Origin of the sequence: Vibrio sp. CUB2 (genome assembly GCF_001557945.1) — a bacterium.
In the GTDB taxonomy this organism is placed as follows: Bacteria; Pseudomonadota; Gammaproteobacteria; order Enterobacterales; family Vibrionaceae; genus Vibrio; species Vibrio owensii.
The window spans coordinates 88,698-108,469 of record NZ_LNRB01000012.1 but is presented as its reverse complement, the minus strand read 5'-3'; the positions used below and the strand labels follow the sequence as shown (position 1 = coordinate 108,469).

Annotated in this window: 18 protein-coding genes and 1 other annotated feature; of the genes, 6 read left to right on the top strand and 12 right to left on the bottom strand. The window is 46.5% G+C overall.

Translation table 11 applies throughout. The features are described from left to right. Window positions 1-28 precede the first annotated feature (28 nt). The 8 genes from ATB78_RS19020 to ATB78_RS18985 all read right to left on the bottom strand — a co-directional run bounded on the left by ATB78_RS19020 (window position 29) and on the right by ATB78_RS18985 (window position 8,677). Window positions 29-1,288 carry a dicarboxylate/amino acid:cation symporter gene (locus ATB78_RS19020; protein WP_005431192.1) on the bottom strand — a complete coding sequence of 420 codons (1,260 nt, stop codon included), beginning with the start codon at window positions 1,286-1,288 and terminating at the stop codon, window positions 29-31. 336 nt (window positions 1,289-1,624) lie between these two features. Next, the gene (gene trpA / locus ATB78_RS19015) at window positions 1,625-2,431 is read right to left on the bottom strand and encodes a tryptophan synthase subunit alpha (RefSeq protein ID WP_038889959.1); all 807 of its coding nucleotides are present in this window, start codon (window positions 2,429-2,431) and stop codon (window positions 1,625-1,627) included. Next, the gene (trpB, locus tag ATB78_RS19010; RefSeq protein ID WP_061009883.1) at window positions 2,431-3,621 is read right to left on the bottom strand and encodes a tryptophan synthase subunit beta; all 1,191 of its coding nucleotides are present in this window, start codon (window positions 3,619-3,621) and stop codon (window positions 2,431-2,433) included. The genes trpA and trpB overlap by 1 nt, the downstream gene beginning before the upstream one ends. Before the next feature lie 64 nt (window positions 3,622-3,685). Beyond that, complete coding sequence (gene trpCF, locus ATB78_RS19005; protein WP_061009881.1) at window positions 3,686-5,125, bottom strand: bifunctional indole-3-glycerol-phosphate synthase TrpC/phosphoribosylanthranilate isomerase TrpF; 1,440 nt, start codon at window positions 5,123-5,125, stop codon at window positions 3,686-3,688. A 13-nt stretch (window positions 5,126-5,138) separates the two neighbouring features. Next, window positions 5,139-6,149: an anthranilate phosphoribosyltransferase gene (gene trpD, locus ATB78_RS19000; RefSeq protein ID WP_061009879.1), complete on the bottom strand. Its 1,011-nt coding sequence runs from the start codon at window positions 6,147-6,149 to the stop codon at window positions 5,139-5,141. Window positions 6,150-6,185: 36 nt separating this feature from the next. Then, window positions 6,186-6,794 (bottom strand): aminodeoxychorismate/anthranilate synthase component II, encoded by a 609-nt coding sequence (locus ATB78_RS18995; protein WP_038889962.1) that lies wholly within the window; start codon window positions 6,792-6,794, stop codon window positions 6,186-6,188. Between the two features lie 16 nt (window positions 6,795-6,810). After that, the gene (locus ATB78_RS18990; RefSeq protein WP_061009877.1) at window positions 6,811-8,376 is read right to left on the bottom strand and encodes an anthranilate synthase component 1; all 1,566 of its coding nucleotides are present in this window, start codon (window positions 8,374-8,376) and stop codon (window positions 6,811-6,813) included. A 125-nt stretch (window positions 8,377-8,501) separates the two neighbouring features. Continuing rightward, window positions 8,502-8,605, bottom strand: a sequence feature (Trp leader region). After that, window positions 8,552-8,677: a tryptophan operon leader peptide gene (locus ATB78_RS18985; RefSeq protein WP_005431202.1), complete on the bottom strand. Its 126-nt coding sequence runs from the start codon at window positions 8,675-8,677 to the stop codon at window positions 8,552-8,554. (Overlaps the previous feature by 54 nt.) Before the next feature lie 94 nt (window positions 8,678-8,771). On the opposite strand from ATB78_RS18985, the gene ATB78_RS18980 reads away from it, so the two are divergent. Beyond that, on the top strand, window positions 8,772-9,650 hold the full coding sequence (locus tag ATB78_RS18980) for a PHP domain-containing protein (RefSeq protein WP_010649472.1): 879 nt from the start codon (window positions 8,772-8,774) through the stop codon (window positions 9,648-9,650). Window positions 9,651-9,688: 38 nt separating this feature from the next. Beyond that, window positions 9,689-10,309 carry an L-threonylcarbamoyladenylate synthase gene (locus ATB78_RS18975; protein WP_061009875.1) on the top strand — a complete coding sequence of 207 codons (621 nt, stop codon included), beginning with the start codon at window positions 9,689-9,691 and terminating at the stop codon, window positions 10,307-10,309. Window positions 10,310-10,405: 96 nt separating this feature from the next. Here the strand turns inward: ATB78_RS18975 and ATB78_RS18970 are convergent, their stop codons facing one another. Continuing rightward, window positions 10,406-11,116 (bottom strand): calcium-binding protein, encoded by a 711-nt coding sequence (locus ATB78_RS18970; protein WP_009706913.1) that lies wholly within the window; start codon window positions 11,114-11,116, stop codon window positions 10,406-10,408. A gap of 346 nt (window positions 11,117-11,462) precedes the next feature. Between ATB78_RS18970 and rluB the strand changes: the two genes are divergently transcribed. Continuing rightward, complete coding sequence (gene rluB, locus ATB78_RS18965; RefSeq protein WP_005434955.1) at window positions 11,463-12,401, top strand: 23S rRNA pseudouridine(2605) synthase RluB; 939 nt, start codon at window positions 11,463-11,465, stop codon at window positions 12,399-12,401. 166 nt (window positions 12,402-12,567) lie between these two features. Here the strand turns inward: rluB and ATB78_RS18960 are convergent, their stop codons facing one another. Continuing rightward, window positions 12,568-12,888, bottom strand: a complete 321-nt coding sequence (locus ATB78_RS18960; RefSeq protein ID WP_005431208.1) for an HI1450 family dsDNA-mimic protein — start codon at window positions 12,886-12,888, stop codon at window positions 12,568-12,570. 2 nt (window positions 12,889-12,890) lie between these two features. After that, window positions 12,891-13,457, bottom strand: coding sequence for an elongation factor P-like protein YeiP (gene yeiP, locus ATB78_RS18955; protein WP_005431209.1), 567 nt, complete (start codon window positions 13,455-13,457; stop codon window positions 12,891-12,893). A 187-nt stretch (window positions 13,458-13,644) separates the two neighbouring features. On the opposite strand from yeiP, the gene ATB78_RS18950 reads away from it, so the two are divergent. Next, window positions 13,645-14,412 carry a hypothetical protein gene (locus tag ATB78_RS18950; RefSeq protein ID WP_061009873.1) on the top strand — a complete coding sequence of 256 codons (768 nt, stop codon included), beginning with the start codon at window positions 13,645-13,647 and terminating at the stop codon, window positions 14,410-14,412. A 39-nt stretch (window positions 14,413-14,451) separates the two neighbouring features. Here ATB78_RS18950 and ATB78_RS18945 read toward each other — a convergent pair whose 3' ends face one another. Beyond that, entirely contained in the window at window positions 14,452-16,815 is a 2,364-nt protein-coding gene (locus tag ATB78_RS18945) for a DNA polymerase II (RefSeq protein WP_061009870.1), read from the bottom strand. A 433-nt stretch (window positions 16,816-17,248) separates the two neighbouring features. On the opposite strand from ATB78_RS18945, the gene uvrY reads away from it, so the two are divergent. Beyond that, on the top strand, window positions 17,249-17,893 hold the full coding sequence (gene uvrY / locus ATB78_RS18940; protein WP_061009868.1) for a UvrY/SirA/GacA family response regulator transcription factor: 645 nt from the start codon (window positions 17,249-17,251) through the stop codon (window positions 17,891-17,893). 1 nt (window position 17,894) lies between these two features. After that, window positions 17,895-19,727 (top strand): excinuclease ABC subunit UvrC, encoded by a 1,833-nt coding sequence (gene uvrC / locus ATB78_RS18935; protein ID WP_071226582.1) that lies wholly within the window; start codon window positions 17,895-17,897, stop codon window positions 19,725-19,727. Window positions 19,728-19,772 lie beyond the last annotated feature (45 nt).

Genomic DNA, 19,772 nt, shown 5'->3' with positions numbered 1-19,772 from the left:
GAGCGGCTTGTTTAAAATGCGTTCAGGGTTAAGCTTCTTGCTTTTGAAGCTCAGCTTGTTGCGCTTCTTCTTCCACTAGAGCATCGACGATCACTGCACATGCTGCGTCACCGGTGATGTTTAGTGCGGTACGAATCATATCGAAGATACGGTCAAGAGCGAACAGTAGTGGTAGGCCTTCGATTGGAATACCAGCAGCAAGCAGTACTGCTACTACTAGGAATGAAGGGCCAGGAACACCTGCTTGACCTACAGCGCCTAGTGTAGAAGTAACGATGATCGCGATGTACGCGCCCATGCCTAGGTCGATGTTGAACAGCTGAGCAAAGAAAATTGCTACTAGACCGTAGTAAATCGCGTTACCAGACATGTTGATGGTTGCGCCAAGCGGTAGAACAAATGATGCAGTCGAGTTCTTAACGCCAAGCTCTTTTTCACACGTATCCATCGTTACTGGCAGTGTCGCCATTGAAGACGCGGTAGACAGGGCAACGGCTTGCGGTTTCTTCATTGCTGACACAAACTTCTTCGCAGATGTCTTAGTGAAGATGTGTACCATCGCTGGGTAAACCACGAAACCGAACACAAGGATTGCAGCTACGTACACAACGAACAGTTTGAATACCACCATTAGGGCACCAAAACCAAACGTACCTACCGCTTCAGCCATCAGACCAAATACGCCAATAGGAGCAATGATCATCACTTTGTTGATCATCCAAACCATCGCGTCAACGATGCAGTTAACACCATTGATGATTGGCTCGCGGCGCGCTTTTTCTTGTTTTGAAATCGCAATACCGAAGAACATACAGAACACTAGGATCTGAAGAATATTTGCTTCATTAAGTGATTGGAAAACGTTGGTTGGGATCATACCAGTGATGGTCGCCCAGAAAGTAGGTAGCTCACCTTTTGAAGCGTATTCAGCCGAGAACATACCTTCAACGCCAGAAACGTCGATGCCCATGCCTGGTTTGAATACTTCACCCATGAACAGCGCCAGTGCTACTGCTAGGGCAGACGTTAGGCCGAAGTAACCTAGGGTTACCAAGCCTACTTTTCCTGCAGATTGGCTGTTGCCAAGGCCTGCTGCGCCCGAGATAAGGGCTACCGCAACCAATGGGATCACGAGCATTTTAATCAGGTTGATAAAGATCGCACCAAGTGGCGCGAATACTGTCGCACTTTGACCCATGAAGGCACCAACGGCAGTACCCACGATCATTGCAATGACGACTTGCACGCCAATGTTGTTTAGCAAACTCTTTTGTTTTAACACTTCCATAACCTCTGTGCTAATAATGTGTAAAGTCCTAAAATTACCCACCAATATAAAGTTGTTATTTGGATAATTGTTTCGCCCTGCTTTTTACACTTATCATTCACAATTAGCAATACAATTTCTGTACATACTTACCGTCTAATTGGAAATTCATTGATTGCTGATAGTTTTTTAATCGATAGCAAACGATTGCTATCGATTGTGGTGATATTTTGGTTGTCTGGCGTTTGAAAAATAGATGGTAAGAGAGGGAGGTTTTTAGACGGGAATGTTAAAAAAAAGATCGATTCCTGATGGTTGATAAGGAATCGATCTCATATTTGTCAAATTAGTGATACGTTATTTTTGTGTTGCAGCTTTCATTGCAGAAACGAATTCACCTAGCTTATCGAGCATGATTTGTGGTTGCTCGACGTTCGCTTCGATAATTTTTACCACGGCAGAACCAGAAATCGCACCAGCGGCACCTGATTCTAGAGCTTGTTTTACTTGTGCAGGCTCTGAAATACCAAAACCAAGCAGCGCTGGTGGTGCATTGAATTGATTCAGTTTATCTAACATGTGGTCAACAGGCATGTTTGCCTTGGTCTCAGCGCCAGTAACACCTGCACGAGAAAGTAAATACGTGTAGCCGCCACCGAGTTCGGACACTTGCTTCAGCGTTTCATCACTTGCCGTTGGTGGGGCAATGAAGATTGGGTGAATTCCAAACTTCTCTGCTGCTGCAACAAATTCTGAGCTCTCGTTGGTTGGTACGTCTGCAATCAAAACAGAATCGATGCCCGCTTTTGCACAACGCTCGTAGAAGTTCTCGATACCACGTGAGTATACAAGGTTCGCGTACATCAGAAGACCAATAGGTAGCTCTGGGTACTTCGCTCGGATCTTACCAATCTGCTCGAAACAGATATCCGGTGTTGCGCCTGAATCTAGAGCACGAATGTTCGCACCTTGGATAGTCGGGCCATCCGCAAGAGGATCTGAGAATGGAATACCGAGTTCTAGAGCATCAGCGCCTGACTCAACTAATGTTTCCATGATCTTGTAAGACTGCTCTGCGTTTGGATCGCAAACCGTTACGAACGGTACAAACGCGCCTTGGTTTTTCTCGTTTAGGCGCTCAAACATCTTTGCATAACGGCTCATTAGATCGCTCCTTTTTCTTCTAGGATGGCATGTACAGTGAAGATATCTTTATCACCACGACCTGATAGGTTCACAACTAATAATTGTTCTTTTTCTGGATTCTCACGAGCCATACGCAGTGCATGTGCCACAGCGTGAGAGGACTCTAGAGCTGGGATGATGCCTTCGTGACGCGCAATTTCTTGGAACGCCTCTAGCGCTTCATCGTCTGTCACGTTGTCGTATTCAGCACGGCCAATTGCGTTTAGGTGTGCGTGTTGTGGACCAACTGAAGGGAAATCAAGACCAGCAGACACCGAGTAAGACTCTTCTACTTGGCCGTTTGGATCTTGCATCAATGGCGCTTTCATGCCGAAGAAGATGCCCGTTTTACCATGTTTAAGTGGTGCACCGTGCTGGTCAGTATCGATGCCTTTACCTGCTGGCTCAACACCAATTAGGCGAACGCTTTCTCCTTCGATGAAGTCAGCAAACATACCAATCGCGTTTGAACCACCGCCCACACATGCGATAACCGCATCAGGAAGACGACCTTCACGAGCCAAAATCTGATTCTTCGTTTCTTCACCAATCATGCGTTGGAAGTCACGTACGATGGTTGGGAATGGGTGAGGACCTGCCGCTGTACCTAGTAGGTAGTGCGCATCTTCATAAGTTGCAGACCAGTCGCGCAGTGCTTCGTTACATGCGTCTTTAAGTGTTGCTGAACCAGAGTGGACCGGAATAACTTCTGCACCCATGAGTTTCATACGGAATACGTTCGGGCTTTGACGCTCAACGTCTTTTGCACCCATGTAAACGCGACACTTAAGGCCAAGCAGTGCACATGCTAGTGCGGTTGCAACACCGTGTTGACCTGCGCCAGTTTCAGCGATGATTTCGTTTTTACCCATGCGTTTCGCAAGCAGTGCTTGACCTAACACTTGGTTGGTCTTGTGCGCGCCACCGTGAAGTAGGTCTTCACGTTTTAGGTACAGTTTGGTTTTCGTACCTTTGGTTAGGTTACGAGTTAGAGTCAAAGCCGTTGGACGGCCCGCATACTCTTGAAGAAGCGTCATGAATTCGCTGCGGAATTCTGGATCTTCTTGCGCGTCGATAAACGCTTGCTCTAGTTGTTCCAATGCTGGAACTAGAATTTGCGGAACGTACTGACCGCCGTATTCGCCAAAGTAGGCATTCAGTTTTGCCATCGTTATATTCCTTCTCGTATTTTTCGCTACGAATAGCTTTAAATTTTTTAGCTGATATCCAGCTTTAGTAGTTGCGAATGGCGGTGAAGGCCGCGAGCAACTTCTGTGAATCTTTTTTGCCTGGTGCGCTTTCTACACCAGAGTTTAAATCTAATCCCAAGCAACCTAGTGTCGCTGCTTGTTGAACATTTTCTGGCGATAGTCCGCCCGCTAGCATAATTTGACTTGGGTCGCCGATCAGTGACCAGTCGAACACTTGGCCGGTACCGCCAGTTTGAGTGCCTACTTGCGCATCTAATAGATGGCGGTCAATGTTGTCTGCAAGCAGTTCTGGCTTGGCATCTGTCACACCGTAAGCTTTCCAGATTTCAACACATGCTGGCAACTCTGCTTTTAGCTGGTTAACGTAAGCTTGGTCTTCTTGGCCGTGCAACTGCACCGCTTTCAAACCCAAAGAGGTCACGACAGAAGCAACAAAATCGATATCGTGGTTTTGGAACACGCCTACGTAGTTCAGTGGGGCACCGCTCATGGTTAAGCGAGCGCCTTCAAGATCAACGGCGCGCTTCGACTTCTCAACGAAAATCAGGCCACCAAATACTGCGCCAGCTTGATATGCTTTTGCTGCGTCATCTGGATGCGTTAAGCCACACACTTTGTTTTCGCCTAACGTCACTTTACGTACAGCAAGTTCTAGGTTGTCTTCCGCCATCAGTGAACTACCAATCAAGAAGCCGTCTGCGTATTCCGCTAAATCACGAACTTGTTGATGCGTATAGATGCCAGACTCTGAAATCACGGTAGCGTTTGGTGCTAATTCGCGAATTGTCGGTGCCAGTTCTTTAGTACGATTCAAATCGGTGCTTAGGTCGCGAAGGTTACGGTTATTGATGCCGATAACGCGAGCGCCTAGCTCAACGGCACGGTGAAGCTCTTCTTCGTTGCTGACTTCGGTCAGGATACCCATGTTCAGGCTGTGTGCTGCTTCTTCTAGGGCTTTGTATTCTTCGTCATTGAGGACAGACAGCATTAGCAAGACAGCATCAGCACTGTAATGACGCGCCAGGTAAACTTGGTAGGTGTCTACCATGAAGTCTTTGCACAGAACGGGCTGTTTGACTTGACCACGTACTTGAGGAAGAAAGTCAAAGTTACCTTGGAAGTACTTCTCGTCTGTTAAGACTGAAATTGCATCTGCATGGTTGTTGTAAACCGATGCAATGTAATCCAAGTCGAAATGATCACGAATCAAACCTTTAGAAGGAGATGCCTTCTTACATTCGGTGATGAATGCCGTCTTTTCGCCACTCAGAGCATCGTAGAAGCTGCGGTCCGATGGCAGCAAATCAGACTGAAATGTGCTTAGCGGTTGAGACACCTTACGGTCTGCTACCCACTGATATTTGTCGCGGACAATTTTCGCCAGTACTTCTGCCATTTCTGCTTCTTTCTTTGAAACGTGTTCAGACAGGTTGTCAACTTGCTGAGTGTTGAAGTCAGTCATCTTCTTCAATTCCTTAAGCGTGTGCGGCAAGTTGTTGTACCAAATGGTACGCCTTGCCTGAATTCATTGCCTCAATCGCTTGTTGCGTGTTGGCTTTTAAATCTTCGTGGCCGAATAGGCGCATTAGCAGAGCAACGTTCACCGCCACTGCGCCCAATTGCGCGTCTGTACCTTTACCCGTCAGAATGTTGGTAATGATCGCTTTGTTTTCTTCAGGATCGCCACCTTTGATCGCTTCTAGTGGGTGTGCTTCTAGACCGAAGTCTGCTGGTGTTAGCGTGTACTCAGTGATTTTACCGTCTTTGATCTCGGCAACCGTTGTTTCACCGTGAATCGCCACTTCATCCAAACCACTACCGTGTACTACTGCTGCGCGCTTCATATCCATTTGTAGCATGGTTTCTGCAATAGGACGAACCAGTTCTTCACTGTAAACACCCATCAATTCGATGTTAGGACGAGCAGGGTTAATCAGTGGACCAAGAATGTTAAAGATGGTGCGTGTTTTCATGGTTTGACGCACTGGCATCGCATGGCGCACACCACCGTGGTACTGAGGTGCGAATAGAAAAGCAACACCGATATCGTCTACCGCTGTGCGCGTATCTTCTGCGCTCATAGCTAGGTTGATACCAAATGAATCAAGAAGGTCAGAAGAACCAGATTTGCTCGAAACACTGCGGTTACCGTGTTTCGCGACTTTTAGACCACATGCTGCAGCAACAAACGCCGCAGTGGTTGAAATGTTGATGGTGTTGTGACCGTCACCGCCCGTACCTACGATATCTGCGAAATCGTAATCTGGGCGAGGGAATGGGTTTGCGTTTGCCAGCAGTGCTTTCGCCGCGCCCGCAATTTCATCTGGCGTTTCACCTTTGATTTTTAGTGCAGTCAGTGCTGATGCCATCAAAATTGGGTCTAGTTCACCACGGATAATGATGTCGAATAGCTGTTGGCTCTCTTCCTGAGTAAGCGATTCTTGCTCGTACAGTTTGGTAATAATAGGGTTGATGATTGCTTCCATATTTCCTCTCCTAAATTTCTTATGTGCCAGTGCTTTTTAAGCAGTGAGTGGGTTCGCTGAAGTTTGTTCTTCAAGTGCCCATTCAATGGCATTGGCCAACAGTGTTGCTCCGTAGGTCGTCATAATAGATTCCGGGTGGAACTGGAACCCGCAAACTTTATCTTCTTCATGTACAACAGACATCACCAAATCATCTACTTCTGCTGTGATGGTTAGGCTCTCAGGAACCTTGGTCGCAACCAGCGAGTGGTAACGTGCAATTGCAAGTGGTGATGGTAGGTTTTGGTAAATCGCATGGTCTTGGTGCTCCATCATAGAGACCTTTCCGTGAATGATTTCGCCCGCGCCAGCAACGGTGCCGCCGTACGCTTCAACAATCGCTTGGTGACCAAGACAAATACCGATCATCGGCACTTTGCCTTTCATGCGTTGGATCAGTTCTGGCATTGAGCCTGCTTCTGAAGGAGCACCAGGGCCTGGCGATAGCAGAACCACTGGGTTTTCAAGCTCGTTTACCGCTTGTTCGATGGTTTCTGCTGGGATGTTGTTTCGGTAAATCTTGACTGAGTGACCTAGCGAGCGGAACTGATCCACAAGGTTGTAGGTGAACGAGTCAAAGTTGTCGATAAAAATGATATTAGCCATCTCTGAACCCTATTCCTTATTGTGACTTATGCGCTGCTTGGATAGCAGAGATTACCGCTTGTGCTTTGCCGCGCGTTTCGTCTGCTTCCGCTTGTGGATCAGAGTCGAACACCACGCCTGCACCGGCTTGAACTTGAGCAATGCCGTTCTCAACGTAAGCTGAGCGGATCACGATACATGTGTCGAGTGTGCCTTCACCAGTTAGGTAGCCCACAGCACCGCCGTAGCTACCGCGTCGTGCGCCTTCTACGTCGCGAATCAACTGCATTGCACGAATCTTTGGTGCACCAGTGAGCGTGCCCATGTTCATACAAGCTTGGTATGCGTGCAGCGCGTCTAGGTCTTCACGCAGTTGACCAACCACACGAGACACCAAGTGCATTACGTGGCTGTAGCGGTCGACTTTTAGTAGGTCTGCTACGTGGCGAGTGCCAGCTTGAGCAATACGAGCGACGTCGTTACGTGCCAAGTCAACCAACATCATGTGTTCTGCGTTTTCTTTCATGTCGGTACGCAGTTCAAGTTCGATGCGGCTATCTAGGTCGAAATCAATCTCGCCGTTAGGGCGCTTACCGCGGCGACGAGTGCCTGCGATTGGGTAGATTTCAATTTGGTTAGTGTCGGTTTCGTACTTAAGCGCGCTTTCTGGTGATGCGCCAAACAAAGTAAACAGCTCGTCTTGCATGTAGAACATGTAAGGGCTCGGGTTACTTTGTTTGAGTTCTTTGTAGGCTGCTAATGGAGAAGGGCAAGGGAGTGTAAATCGGCGAGACGGCACGACTTGGAACACATCGCCTTTTACTACGAACTCTTTTAAGTCGCGAACGATTTGGCAGAAGTCGGAATCAGATACACTAGGTTCAACCGTGATGTCGGCGATTTGCTCTGCACTTGGCAGCAGTTTTGGCGCTGCGCATTGAGCGCTGATTTCTGCGATGCGAGTTTCTAGCGTTGTTTTCTCTGATTCATCGACAAACAAAGTCGCTTGCAGTTGGCAAGATTCGGTTTGATGATCCACAACCAACAGCGTTTCCGCTACATAGAAAACGTAATCTGGACATTGGTTGGTTGCTTCTGCATTGCCCAGAGGTTCGAAGTTAGCGACCAAGTCGTAGGCAAACAGACCACCAAGGAAAATCGCGTGCTTATCTTGCTCTGAAATATCGAAGCTGTGTTGCACCAAACGCAGCGCATCAAATGAAGAGGCTTCACGTAGGCGAGAATCTTCATCTAGTGTGTCGCATGGCTGGGTGAATTCCAAAGTCAGCGTTTCGCCAACGAACTCACTCTTAACCTCACCACGAATGTTTTGGTTTAAATGAGAAAGCAGGTTCTTACCATTGTTGGTCAATGCCTGCATGCTAACTGTGTGACCGAAACAAACGATGCGCACCGCAGAGTCGACAATTAGCAGGGATTTTAAATCTTGCTTTGAGTCGATCTCAGCAGATTCCAGCAATAGGCTGTCAGTTTTGTTCTCACATAATGTGTGGAACAAGCGAGTCGGGTCTTGAGTATAAGGGACGGAAGCCGTTAGCACTTCAAGCTGTCCAAGTTTCTTAATTTCAATGGCCTTGTTCACAAGACCTCCTTATAGCTGTTTACATCTTCCTGCCGTACATAGTCGCATAAAGCAAACGTTCACCCAATCAAGTTTTGGTCAGATCCGATGAATGTTTAAGCAGTTGAATGTGAGATGGACGACAAAACAAAAAGCCCGCTGAGGTAGCGGGCTTTGTGACATTTAATTCTCTAAACTAGAAGTACACGTTTGCCCACCAAGAACTTGTCCAAGTGCGCCACCAAGCAAGGTCTGCAGAATTCATCTTATTCAGACGAACCGCAACTTTCGCTTTCTGGTTTTGGTTAAATTCTTGTAACATGGTGAGCCTTAATTAGGTACTTCGTATTTGTGTACTAGTTAACTAGTGCAGAGATGAAAAGTCAACCCCAAAACAGCATTAAAACGACAAAAAGATGAGAATTGATTTACACAGCCACACCACCGCTTCAGATGGTCGATTTGCACCACATGATTTAGTGGACAGGGCACTGAGTTTTGATATCGAGGTTTTGGCGATCACAGATCATGATACGGTTGACGGCTTAGCTCCGGCCAAGCAATACGTTGAAGAGAACAATCTCCCGATCAAAATCATCAACGGTATCGAGATTTCGACCGTTTGGCAGAACAAAGACATCCATATTGTAGGTTTGAACATTGACCCTAACAGCCCTGCGCTGGCGGAGTTAATTCAACAGCAAAAATCGCATCGTGTTGAGCGCGCAGCATTGATCGCCGAGCGCTTGCAGAAAGCCACCCGTGAAGGTGTACTAGAAGAAGTTCAGCAAATTGCAGGAGATGCGCCAATTACTCGCGCGCATTTCGCAAAGTGGTTGGTGGACAATGGTTACGCTAAAAACATGCAGATGGTGTTTAAGAAATTCCTGACGCGCTCTAACCCTGGTTATGTACCGCCGAATTGGTGTTCCATGAAAGAGGCGGTAGACGCTATTCATGCCGCTGGTGGCCAAGCAGTGCTGGCGCATCCGGGGCGTTATCAGCTCACTGCCAAGTGGGTAAAACGCCTGTTAGCGGCATTTGTTGAAGCGGGTGGGGATGCCATGGAAGTTGCGCAACCTCAACAAGCGCAACAAGAAAGACGCAACTTGGCGGATTATGCTATACAATACAAACTATTAGCTTCTCAAGGCAGCGACTTTCACTATCCATCACCGTGGATGGAATTGGGAAGAAACCTCTGGTTACCCGCGGGCGTAGAACCAGTTTGGAAAGATTGGGGTATTGATCCTTCGTTGAATAATGCTCAACAAGACCAAGTCGAGAACCCATAAAAATATAGAGCCGAGAGGTTCGATAATGAGGAATTACAATGAGCCAGTTTTTTTACGTTCATCCAGAAAACCCACAGGCTCGCTTGATCAATCAAGCCGTAGCAATCATTCGTAACGGCGGTGTGGTGGTGTACCCAACCGATTCAGGTTACGCACTAGGCTGTCAATTGGAGAACAAACAGGCGTTGGAACGAATCTGTCAGATCCGTCGTCTGGATGATAAACACAACTTTACTTTGTTGTGTCGTGATTTGTCGGAGCTTTCTCTGTATGCACGAGTGGATAACTCTGCATTCCGACTACTGAAAAACAATACTCCGGGTCCTTACACCTTCATCTTCAAAGGTACGAAAGAAGTGCCGCGTCGTTTGATGAACGCAAAACGTAAGACCATCGGTATCCGTGTTCCTGATAACCGCATTGCGCTGGACTTACTAGAAGCGCTTGGCGAGCCAATGATGTCTACGTCGCTTATTCTACCGGGCAGTGATGTGACGGAATCAGACCCAGAGGATATCCGTGACAAACTAGAGCATGCAGTAGACGTGATTCTTAATGGTGGTTACCTAGGCGAGCAGCCAACCACGGTTATTGACTTCAGTGAAGGTGAAGCGGTTGTTGCTCGTGTTGGATCTGGCGACCCGGCACCATTTGAGTAACTGATTTTACTCTTAACAAAACAAGAAAGGGAGGCGTGAATGCCTCCCTTTTTACTTTGAATCCGCTTATTTTTGATTCAATGGAATGGTGTCAATTTACGCGAAATCGAAGATGTCGATGCCGTGGTGCTCAATGTAGTTGATGTAGCCTGCATCAATACCTTTCAGTGTCACTTCTACATTAAACTCGTCACTTGAGTAGACTGCCCAACCAAAGTCGTTGTAAGACAGTGTTAAGTCGTCTGCCGAGTCCAAGAACGTATCGCGAATACCATCGTTGTTGGTATCTAAACCCATATCAAAGACAAGCTTGTCGTGACAAATGTTGAAGTCGAGAATTTCTGATTTCACTTCGATGTCATTTGAAGAAACTGGCTGATCGGGAACGCCAACAGCAAGACGGTTCGTCATCACGAACGTGTCATCGCCGCAACCGCCCGCAATCACAGAATGACCATCGCCGACAACTACGGTGTCGTCACCCCATCCGGCATTGATAAAGTTGTTGCCTGAGTAGTCGAAAATTGTATCGTCACCACAACCACCAAATAACAGGTCATTACCTAAGCCGCCAGACAAGTAATCATCGCCTGAGCCGCCTGAGAGTAGGTCATTCCCTCTGCCACCTAGTAGGGTATCGTCACCACGACCACCGAAGACATAGTCGTTTCCACCAAAGCCAACAAACTTATCGTCGCCGCCAAAGCCGACAAAAATGTCAGTCGTATCCGAGCCTTTTGTGCCGGTCATGTTGTCATCTTCTGAGGTGCCAAATATCCAATTTAGGTCAAGATTTGTATGAGACATTTATTATTCCTTTTCATCTGATTAAGGGAGCTAGCAAGCTGTAGGGTTATCTTTCTTATAGCCCTGACAATTTTATCAGGTAGGGGATTTTTTAAGAGGTGGACACAGACCCATAATAGTGCGGTTCTAATGCCAATGAGTCTGGTACTAAGTTGGAGAAGATGATGAGTTTAGTGTGAGTTTCCGAAGGACATTCTGCAGTGACAATATCGACGATTTTGCTTACATTAAATCAGAGAATCTCGTATAATGTCCGACCGAAAAAATCCCAATAGGTTGGGTAACTTGCACAATTGAAGACCAATTCTGGTCTCGACGTCTGTGAAGACGACACATAGGTAGATAAATGAGCGAAAAGTTACAAAAAGTATTAGCACGTGCTGGACACGGTTCTCGTCGTGAGATTGAATCGTTAATTAAATCTGGTCGCGTTAGCGTGAACGGAATCGTAGCTAAACTTGGTGAAAGACTAGAAGATGAGAACAGCGTAGTTCGTATCGACGGTCACATTGTGTCTGCGAAGGCACAAGAAGAAGTGATCTGTCGTGTATTGGCTTACTACAAGCCAGAAGGTGAACTATGTACTCGTCACGACCCTGAAGGTCGTCGCACTGTTTTCGATCGTCTGCCAAAAATTCGTGGCTCTCGTTGGATTTCAGTTGGTCGTCTTGATGCGAACACATCTGGCCTACTGCTTTTCACAACGGATGGTGAGTTGGCAAACCGCCTAATGCACCCAAGCCGCCAGGTTGAGCGTGAATACCTAGTACGCGTATTTGGTGAAGTGAACGAAAAGAAAGTTCGCAACCTAGTAAGTGGTGTTGAACTTGAAGATGGTATGGCTCGTTTTGAAGACGTAGTACATGCGGGTGGTGAAGGTATGAACCACACGTTCTACGTAGTGATTAACGAAGGTCGTAACCGTGAGGTTCGTCGTTTGTGGGAATCTCAAGAATGTACGGTTAGCCGTCTAAAGCGTGTTCGTTACGGTGATATCTTCCTAGACAAGAAACTGCCTCGTGGCGGTTGGATGGAACTAGACCTGAAAGAAGTAAACTACCTGCGTGAGCTTGTAGAACTTCGTCCAGAGAAAGAAACCATGCTTGATCTAAACAAAGACAACACATCACGTAAGCGTGAACGTGCTCGTAGCCAAAAAATTCGTCGCGCAGTTAAGCGTCACGAAGAGCGTGTTAACACACCAAAAGGTCGCAGCAACAACCCTTCTCGTCGTAAACCGAAGAAGGCTGCCGGTGACCAAGGCGCACGTAACAAGCATCGTTAATCGATAGCAGAAAATCAGAAAGGCTTGCCACATTGGCAAGCCTTTTTCTTATCTAGCGTTTCGCGTTCACGATCTTTCGTGTTTACCAATTACAAGTAACTTTGACTTACAGACATAAAAAAACACCAGCGCGAGGCTGGTGTTTTTGATCATGATGAGGAAATCGTTAATCACGTTTCCAAAGCATATGACAGAACTTATGTTCTGGGTCTCGACTGATTAGCATACGAGCAAAAACGTCATCAAGTACGTCATTTTCCTCGTTTACTAAGCCGATTCGAACTTCTGCATACACTTCTTTGTCGATATCGAAGCCAACGTGTTCAACCCAGTCATCACCAGTTTCAACAAGTTCTGCGGCACCACGATCTTCAAATTGCGCAGTAAACAGAATGACATCAGCTGGCTCTAGGTTGTCTGGAGCCATCTCAAGGAAGATGTCGTACGCAGCGTCGATAACGTCGTCGTAAGAAATCAAATCAGACATACTTATGCTCGGCTCATGTATTTACGTTCAGTCGTGTTGATGATTACACGGTCACCAGTCGCGATGTACTCAGGAACTTGAATAACAAGACCTGAAGCAAAGCGTGCTGGCTTAGTACGTGCAGATGCAGATGCACCTTTAATTGAAGGATCAGTTTCTTCAATCACTAGCTCAACAGAAGAAGGAAGCTCGATACCAACAGCAGAGCCGTTGATTAGGATAAGGTGGATACCTTGAGTGTCTTCGTTGATGAACAGAAGCTCATCTTCAACTTCGTTGTGCTTGAATGTGTATTGTGAGTAGTCTTCGTTATCCATGAAGATGTGCTCATCGCCATCAGCGTATGAGTACACAACTGCACGTTTGTTCATTTCTACTGTTTCAACAACGTCATCAGACTTGTAACGCTCGTCTACACGCGCACCAGTGTTTAGATCTGTACAGCGCATTTTGTAGATTTTAGCGCCGCCACGACCACCTGGAGTGGTTACTTCGATGTCTTTTACTAGAAGAGTTTTACCATTAGACTCGATTGCGAAGCCTTTTTTGATTTCACTTGCCTTTGGCATTGTATTTTCCTATTTACACTTATTAAGCAAAACTTGGTGATTATAGCGCTAAGTTGCTTGTCTGGCATCAAAATTCCGCACAGTAATTTGCACGTCAATAAGGGCTTTAATGGGCTTGATTCAAACGCTAGGCTAGTGGATCATATAGCCCATCGTCCGTTAAAAGCTTGAGATCGCGTTTTCTTCAATGTCTCTCCCTGTCATCGACCCAAAGCATCCATTCCAACCTGAATTTGAACCTCTGCTCAGAGAAGTTCTGGCGTGCCTCAAAGGCGGGCTAGGGGCCAATCTTCATAGTGTCTACGTCTATGGCAGTGTGGCACGCAAGTCAGCGGTTGCAGGAAAATCGAATCTCGATATGGTTGTTGTCACCAAGTCGAGTTTTGAAAACAGTCGCGCTACTTTGTTGAACACCATCAAATGGCGTGCTCAACAGGGGCACCCTCACGTTAAAGGGGTATCGATTCGTACCGCCTTGGTGAGTGAGGTCGCAAACCTAGACAGCATTTTTACTTGGGGCTTTATGCTCAAACACTGCTGTGTGTGTGTTTACGGAGATGATCTGGCGGATTGCTTTGGTGATTACGTGCCAAGCTGGGAGATTGCTAAGCACTGGAACATGGATGTCGAAGACTGGCTATCGGTGTATCGCACTAAGATAGTACAAGCACAAAGCATTGAAGAGCTGGTCAGTGCCCAAGTGACTATCGCTAAGAAGCTTCTTCGTGCGTCGTACTCGCTTGTCATGTATCGAGACAAACGTTGGTTTGATGACCCACTTGAATGTGGGGAGCAATTTCTACAATACCACCCAGAAAAGCAGCTTGAGATAGAGCGCCTTGGCATTTTGCTCTCTGGTCGTGCTATCCCGAAACGTTCTGTGATTGGTTTAATTGACGGTTTTGGTGAGTGGTTGGTGGCTCAGTACCAAAAGACCGAATTTCGCATTGGTTAACGTTAGTTGGCGTTAACTCCATTCAATCTAGAATCCGATTTAGAACAGCCCCATCTGCGGCGCAGATAACTGCTCGAAGTCTGTGCCAATAAACGGCAATATCGCATCCGCAACCGGCTTTAGCTGTTTATCAATGTAATGCTGGTAGTCGATAGGGCTATTGAGATACTCGTGTGGCTCAGGCCCATTCACAGTAATTAAGTATTCGATTCGGCCTCGGTTTTGATATTGCAGAGGGCGGCCGAGTTTGGCATTGATGTCGTCGGCTAAACGCGCAGCACGTACTTGTGGCGGAATATTTTTCTGATACTCATGCAATTTGCGTCGCAAGCGCTTTTGATACACTAACTGTTCATCAAACTCGCCGGCATTGGTCTTCTCAACCATCTCTCGTACGTAATCACTAGGGTCTTCACCATGGAAGATCATTTGATACAAGGTGTTTTGGAATCGCTGCGCCAGCGGTGTCCAGTCTGTGCGTACACTCTCTAACCCTTTAAAGATGATGCGTTCTTGTTCGCCTTCACCAATCAGACCCGCATAGCGTTTTTTCGAGCCCGTTTCCGCACCTCGAATGGTCGGCATCAAGAACTTGCGATAATGAGTTTCGTACTCAAGTTCAAGAATCGAGTTGAGGTTGTACTCGCTGCGCAGATGATCATTCCACCACTGGTTGATGTAGTCGACCAGTTCATTACCAATTTTATCGGCGTCTGCTTGGCCATACGCGCCATTTAAAGACACAAAGGTTGAATCGGTGTCTCCATAGATCACTTGATAACCTTTGTCCTCAATCAGAACTTTGGTTTGTTTCATGATTTCGTGCCCACGCATGGTGATGCTAGAAGCAAGGCGCGTATCAAAGAAACGACAGCCGGAAGAACCAAGCACACCATAGAAAGAGTTCATGATGATTTTGATGGCTTGTGAGAAGGCTTTCTCATTATTCTTCTTGGCAACATCTCGCGCTGCCCAGAGCTTTTCGATCATCTCTGGCAAGAAATGCTTTGAACGATGGAACTGACCGCCACGAAATCCCGGTACGGCTTCATCTTCTGCCTTGCCGATTTCAAGCTGCAAACCTTCGACCAAGCCCATAGGGTCAATCAGAAATGAGCGAATAATAGAGGGGTACAGACTCTTAAAATCGAGCACCAATACAGAATCATAAAGGTTAGGGATAGAGTCCATCACATAGCCACCAGGGCTAGCTATCCAGTTTTCTGGATGCAGATTTGGCGCAACATAACCGGCTCGGTGGATTTGCGGCAAATACAAATTAGTAAACGCGGCCACAGAGCCCCCGACGCGATCCAGTTCTACACCTGTTAGGCGAGAGCGTTCAATCGCAAAGTCGAGTAGGTGAGTGTGGTCGAAAATCTTGTTTACCAACACGCAATCTTGCAGGTTGTATTTAGCCAGAGATGGTTTGTCTGAACGGTACATGCGATTGATTTCATCCATTCGGTCATGCACGTTATGGATCTCTTTACCTTCTCCGAGCAGTTCTTGTGAAACGGACTCAAGTGACCATGAGCGGAAGTGGTACGTCGCGGTTTTCAGCGTATCGATACCATCCAGAACCACACGACCGGGAATAGAGATAAAACCTTGTTGGCTTTGCGCTGAGCTACGAAAAAAACTCGGCTGGTCTGCTCGGCCTAACATCAACTTCAAGTTGTGCCACTCTGCGCGTTTATGGAGCAGGCGGAAGTCGAAGTCGATAACGTTCCAGCCGACAATGACATCTGGGTCGAACTGCTTAAACCATTCAATCAAAGCTTCAAGTAGCGCTTTTTCATCTTTTACCCATTGAATTGGTGTATCGGCCGGCTCTGGCTCACCAATCATGATTACACGTGAATCGACAGGGCTATCTAAACCAATCGAGTAGAGGATGCCCTTTTCAGAACACTCTAAATCGAGGGAAACCACATGTAATTTAGGTTGGTATTCGCCTGTTCGACACTTTGCGTTTTGGACGCGTTGGAACCCGTTTCGAGATTGTAGATTCCCGGTAAACTCCATGCTGCCTTTGATAAAGCGTTCCATCAGATAACGATCGGCAAGTCGTACATCACCCTCGAAATGGACTATGTCGTTTTGCTTAAGTTCATCTTGTAGGGCGAACGCGTCTTTTGTGGTCTTGGTATAACAGGCGGCTAAACGTGTTAGTTGGAAGTTCTTTAACTCTAGCGGGCGTATGTCGACAGCAATTTGCTTAGCAGCGGCAAATTGCTTGGTTTGTTCGATTTGCGCTTGTTCAATAAATAAGACAGGTCTTTCTCCTTGAATCAACAATTGGGTCGGACCTTTCTCGGTCGAAAGCCACAACTCGATTTGAGTTTGACCTTTGATGTCTCGGGCTTGGCGAGTGAGAAGGAAGCCTTGTTGGATGTTCAATAGAGAGAAACCTTGTAAATCAGTGAAGAACGTATTCTATCATTAAGAACTGTAAAAATAACCAGTGAAAAGTAATGCTCTATTTTGCTGGTTAAATCGTGGTGCCTTGGGTGTACAAAAGCTGAGATATGTCGCTTATGGAATAACCATTTATGGGTGATATTGCGTTTTGCTGAGCAAAGTGAAATCTAGCTGCTTGATTTATTGGAGCTTATGTTGTTAATTAGCTTGTCTTAAAATTCGGCTTTGCACAGAGCACACTCAAATAATAGAGTGGTTTATGAATAAGTTCTTGCCAAACTTTGCGTTTAAGCACATATTCATAGAAAGCAATTTTTTGCCATATGCGTTAGAATATAGGCACTCATACTGATATCCACATTTGACAAATGTTATGTGGGTGCAGAGCCAATAAAAGTGTGGAGATACAAGTTTGATAAATGTTTTCCTTGTAGATGATCACGAGCTGGTTCGCACAGGGATACGACGTATTATTGAAGACGTCCGTGGAATGAACGTAGCAGGAGAAGCTGACAGCGGTGAAGAAGCAGTAAAATGGTGTCGTAGTAATAATGCTGACGTCGTTTTAATGGATATGAACATGCCAGGAATAGGCGGCTTGGAAGCCACGAAAAAGATTCTTCGCGTGAATCCTGATGTAAAAATCATCGTATTAACCGTTCATACGGAAAATCCGTTCCCAACTAAAGTGATGCAGGCGGGTGCTTCTGGTTATTTAACTAAAGGCGCGGGTCCTGATGAAATGGTTAACGCAATTCGTGTGGTTAATAGTGGGCAGCGTTATATCTCGCCAGAGATTGCGCAGCAGATGGCATTGAGTCAATTCTCACCTGCCTCAGAAAACCCATTTAAAGACCTTTCTGAACGCGAACTGCAGATCATGATGATGATCACCAAAGGCCAGAAAGTAACGGATATTTCTGAACAATTGAATTTAAGTCCAAAAACAGTCAACAGTTACCGCTACCGACTGTTTAGCAAACTGGACATTAATGGTGACGTTGAGTTAACACACTTAGCGATCCGCCACGGAATGCTGGACACCGAGACCCTTTAGTGTGAATCAACCCTTCGATTCGGCTTCCTTTCTCAAGACAGTAACTCATCAGCCCGGCGTTTACAGAATGTACAACGCCGAGGCTGTTGTCATTTATGTAGGCAAAGCCAAAGATCTCAAAAAGCGCCTCTCAAGCTACTTTCGTAAAAAAGTAGATAGCGAGAAAACGCGCGCCCTCGTAAGCAATATTGCCAAGATTGACGTCACGGTTACTCACACCGAGACGGAAGCGCTCATCCTTGAGCACAACTATATCAAGCAATACTTACCGAAATACAACGTACTTCTGCGTGACGATAAATCGTACCCTTACATTTTCATTAGCGGCCACAAACATCCGCGATTGTCTATGCATCGTGGTGCGAAAAAGCGCAAAGGTGAATACTTTGGGCCGTATCCAGATTCTGGCGCGGTACGAGAAACCTTGCATCTTTTGCAGAAAACCCTCCCTGTTCGACAGTGTGAGGATACAGTGTATTCCAACCGAACGCGTCCATGTTTGATGTATCAAATTGGCCGCTGTGCGGGCCCATGCGTGAGCACGATTATTTCTGATGAAGAATACGCTGAGCTGGTGGGCTTTGTTCGTTTGTTTTTACAGGGTAAAGATAAGCAAGTACTTGAGCAGCTTATTGAGAAGATGGAAGTGGCAAGCCAACAACTTCGTTTTGAAGATGCGGCTAAATTCCGCGACCAGATCCAAGCGATTCGACGCGTACAAGAACAGCAATACGTTTCAGAAGACAGCATGGATGATATGGACGTGCTTGGTTTTGCCCAAGAAAACGGCATTGCTTGTATCCATATCTTGATGATTCGTCAGGGTAAGGTGCTAGGCAGTCGTAGTCATTTCCCTAAGATTCCACAGAACACCAGTCAACAAGAAGTGTTTGATAGCTTCCTTACCCAGTACTACTTGAGCCATAACGAGGCGCGTACTATTCCTTCTCGCATTATCTTGAATCAAGAGCTAGGTGGCGATATAGAGCCGATTCAGCAAGCTCTGAGTGAAGTGGCTGGGCGCAAGGTTCAATTCCATAGTTCTCCAACAGGTTCGCGCGGTCGTTACCTTAAGTTGTCCAATACCAATGCGTTGACGGCGATTACCACTAAGATCAATCACAAGATGACCATCAATCAGCGTTTCAAAGCACTGAGAGAAGTCTTGGGTATGGAAACCATCGCTCGGATGGAGTGTTTCGATATCTCGCATACGATGGGCGAGAGCACTATTGCTTCTTGTGTGGTGTTCAATAGTGAAGGTCCAGTCAAGCAAGAGTATCGTCGCTACAACATCACAGGCATTACGGGTGGCGATGATTACGCAGCGATGGGACAGGCATTAGAGCGCCGTTATTCGAAGCAACTTGATGTAGAGAAGATACCTGACATTATCTTTATCGATGGTGGTAAAGGGCAGCTGAATCGTGCTCATGAAATCATTTCGCAGTACTGGGGAGATTGGCCAAAGCGTCCGACTATGATTGGTATTGCGAAAGGGGTGACACGTAAACCAGGTCTTGAAACCTTAATTACCGTGGATGGTGAAGAATTCAACTTGCCAAGTGATGCACCAGCGTTGCATCTGATCCAACATATTCGAGATGAGAGCCATAACCATGCCATCGCAGGGCACAGAGCGAAACGTGGAAAAACGCGTCGTACCAGTGCTTTAGAGGGAATTGAAGGCGTTGGACCAAAACGTCGTCAAGCTTTGCTCAAATACATGGGTGGTTTACAGGAATTAAAGCGTGCAAGTGTCGAAGAAATCGCCAAAGTACCGGGAATTAGTCACTCTTTGGCAGAAATTATTTTCCAAGCATTGAAACAATAAGGAAAATCCCGCAACATTAAGCCGCAATGTGTAAGAGAATAATAA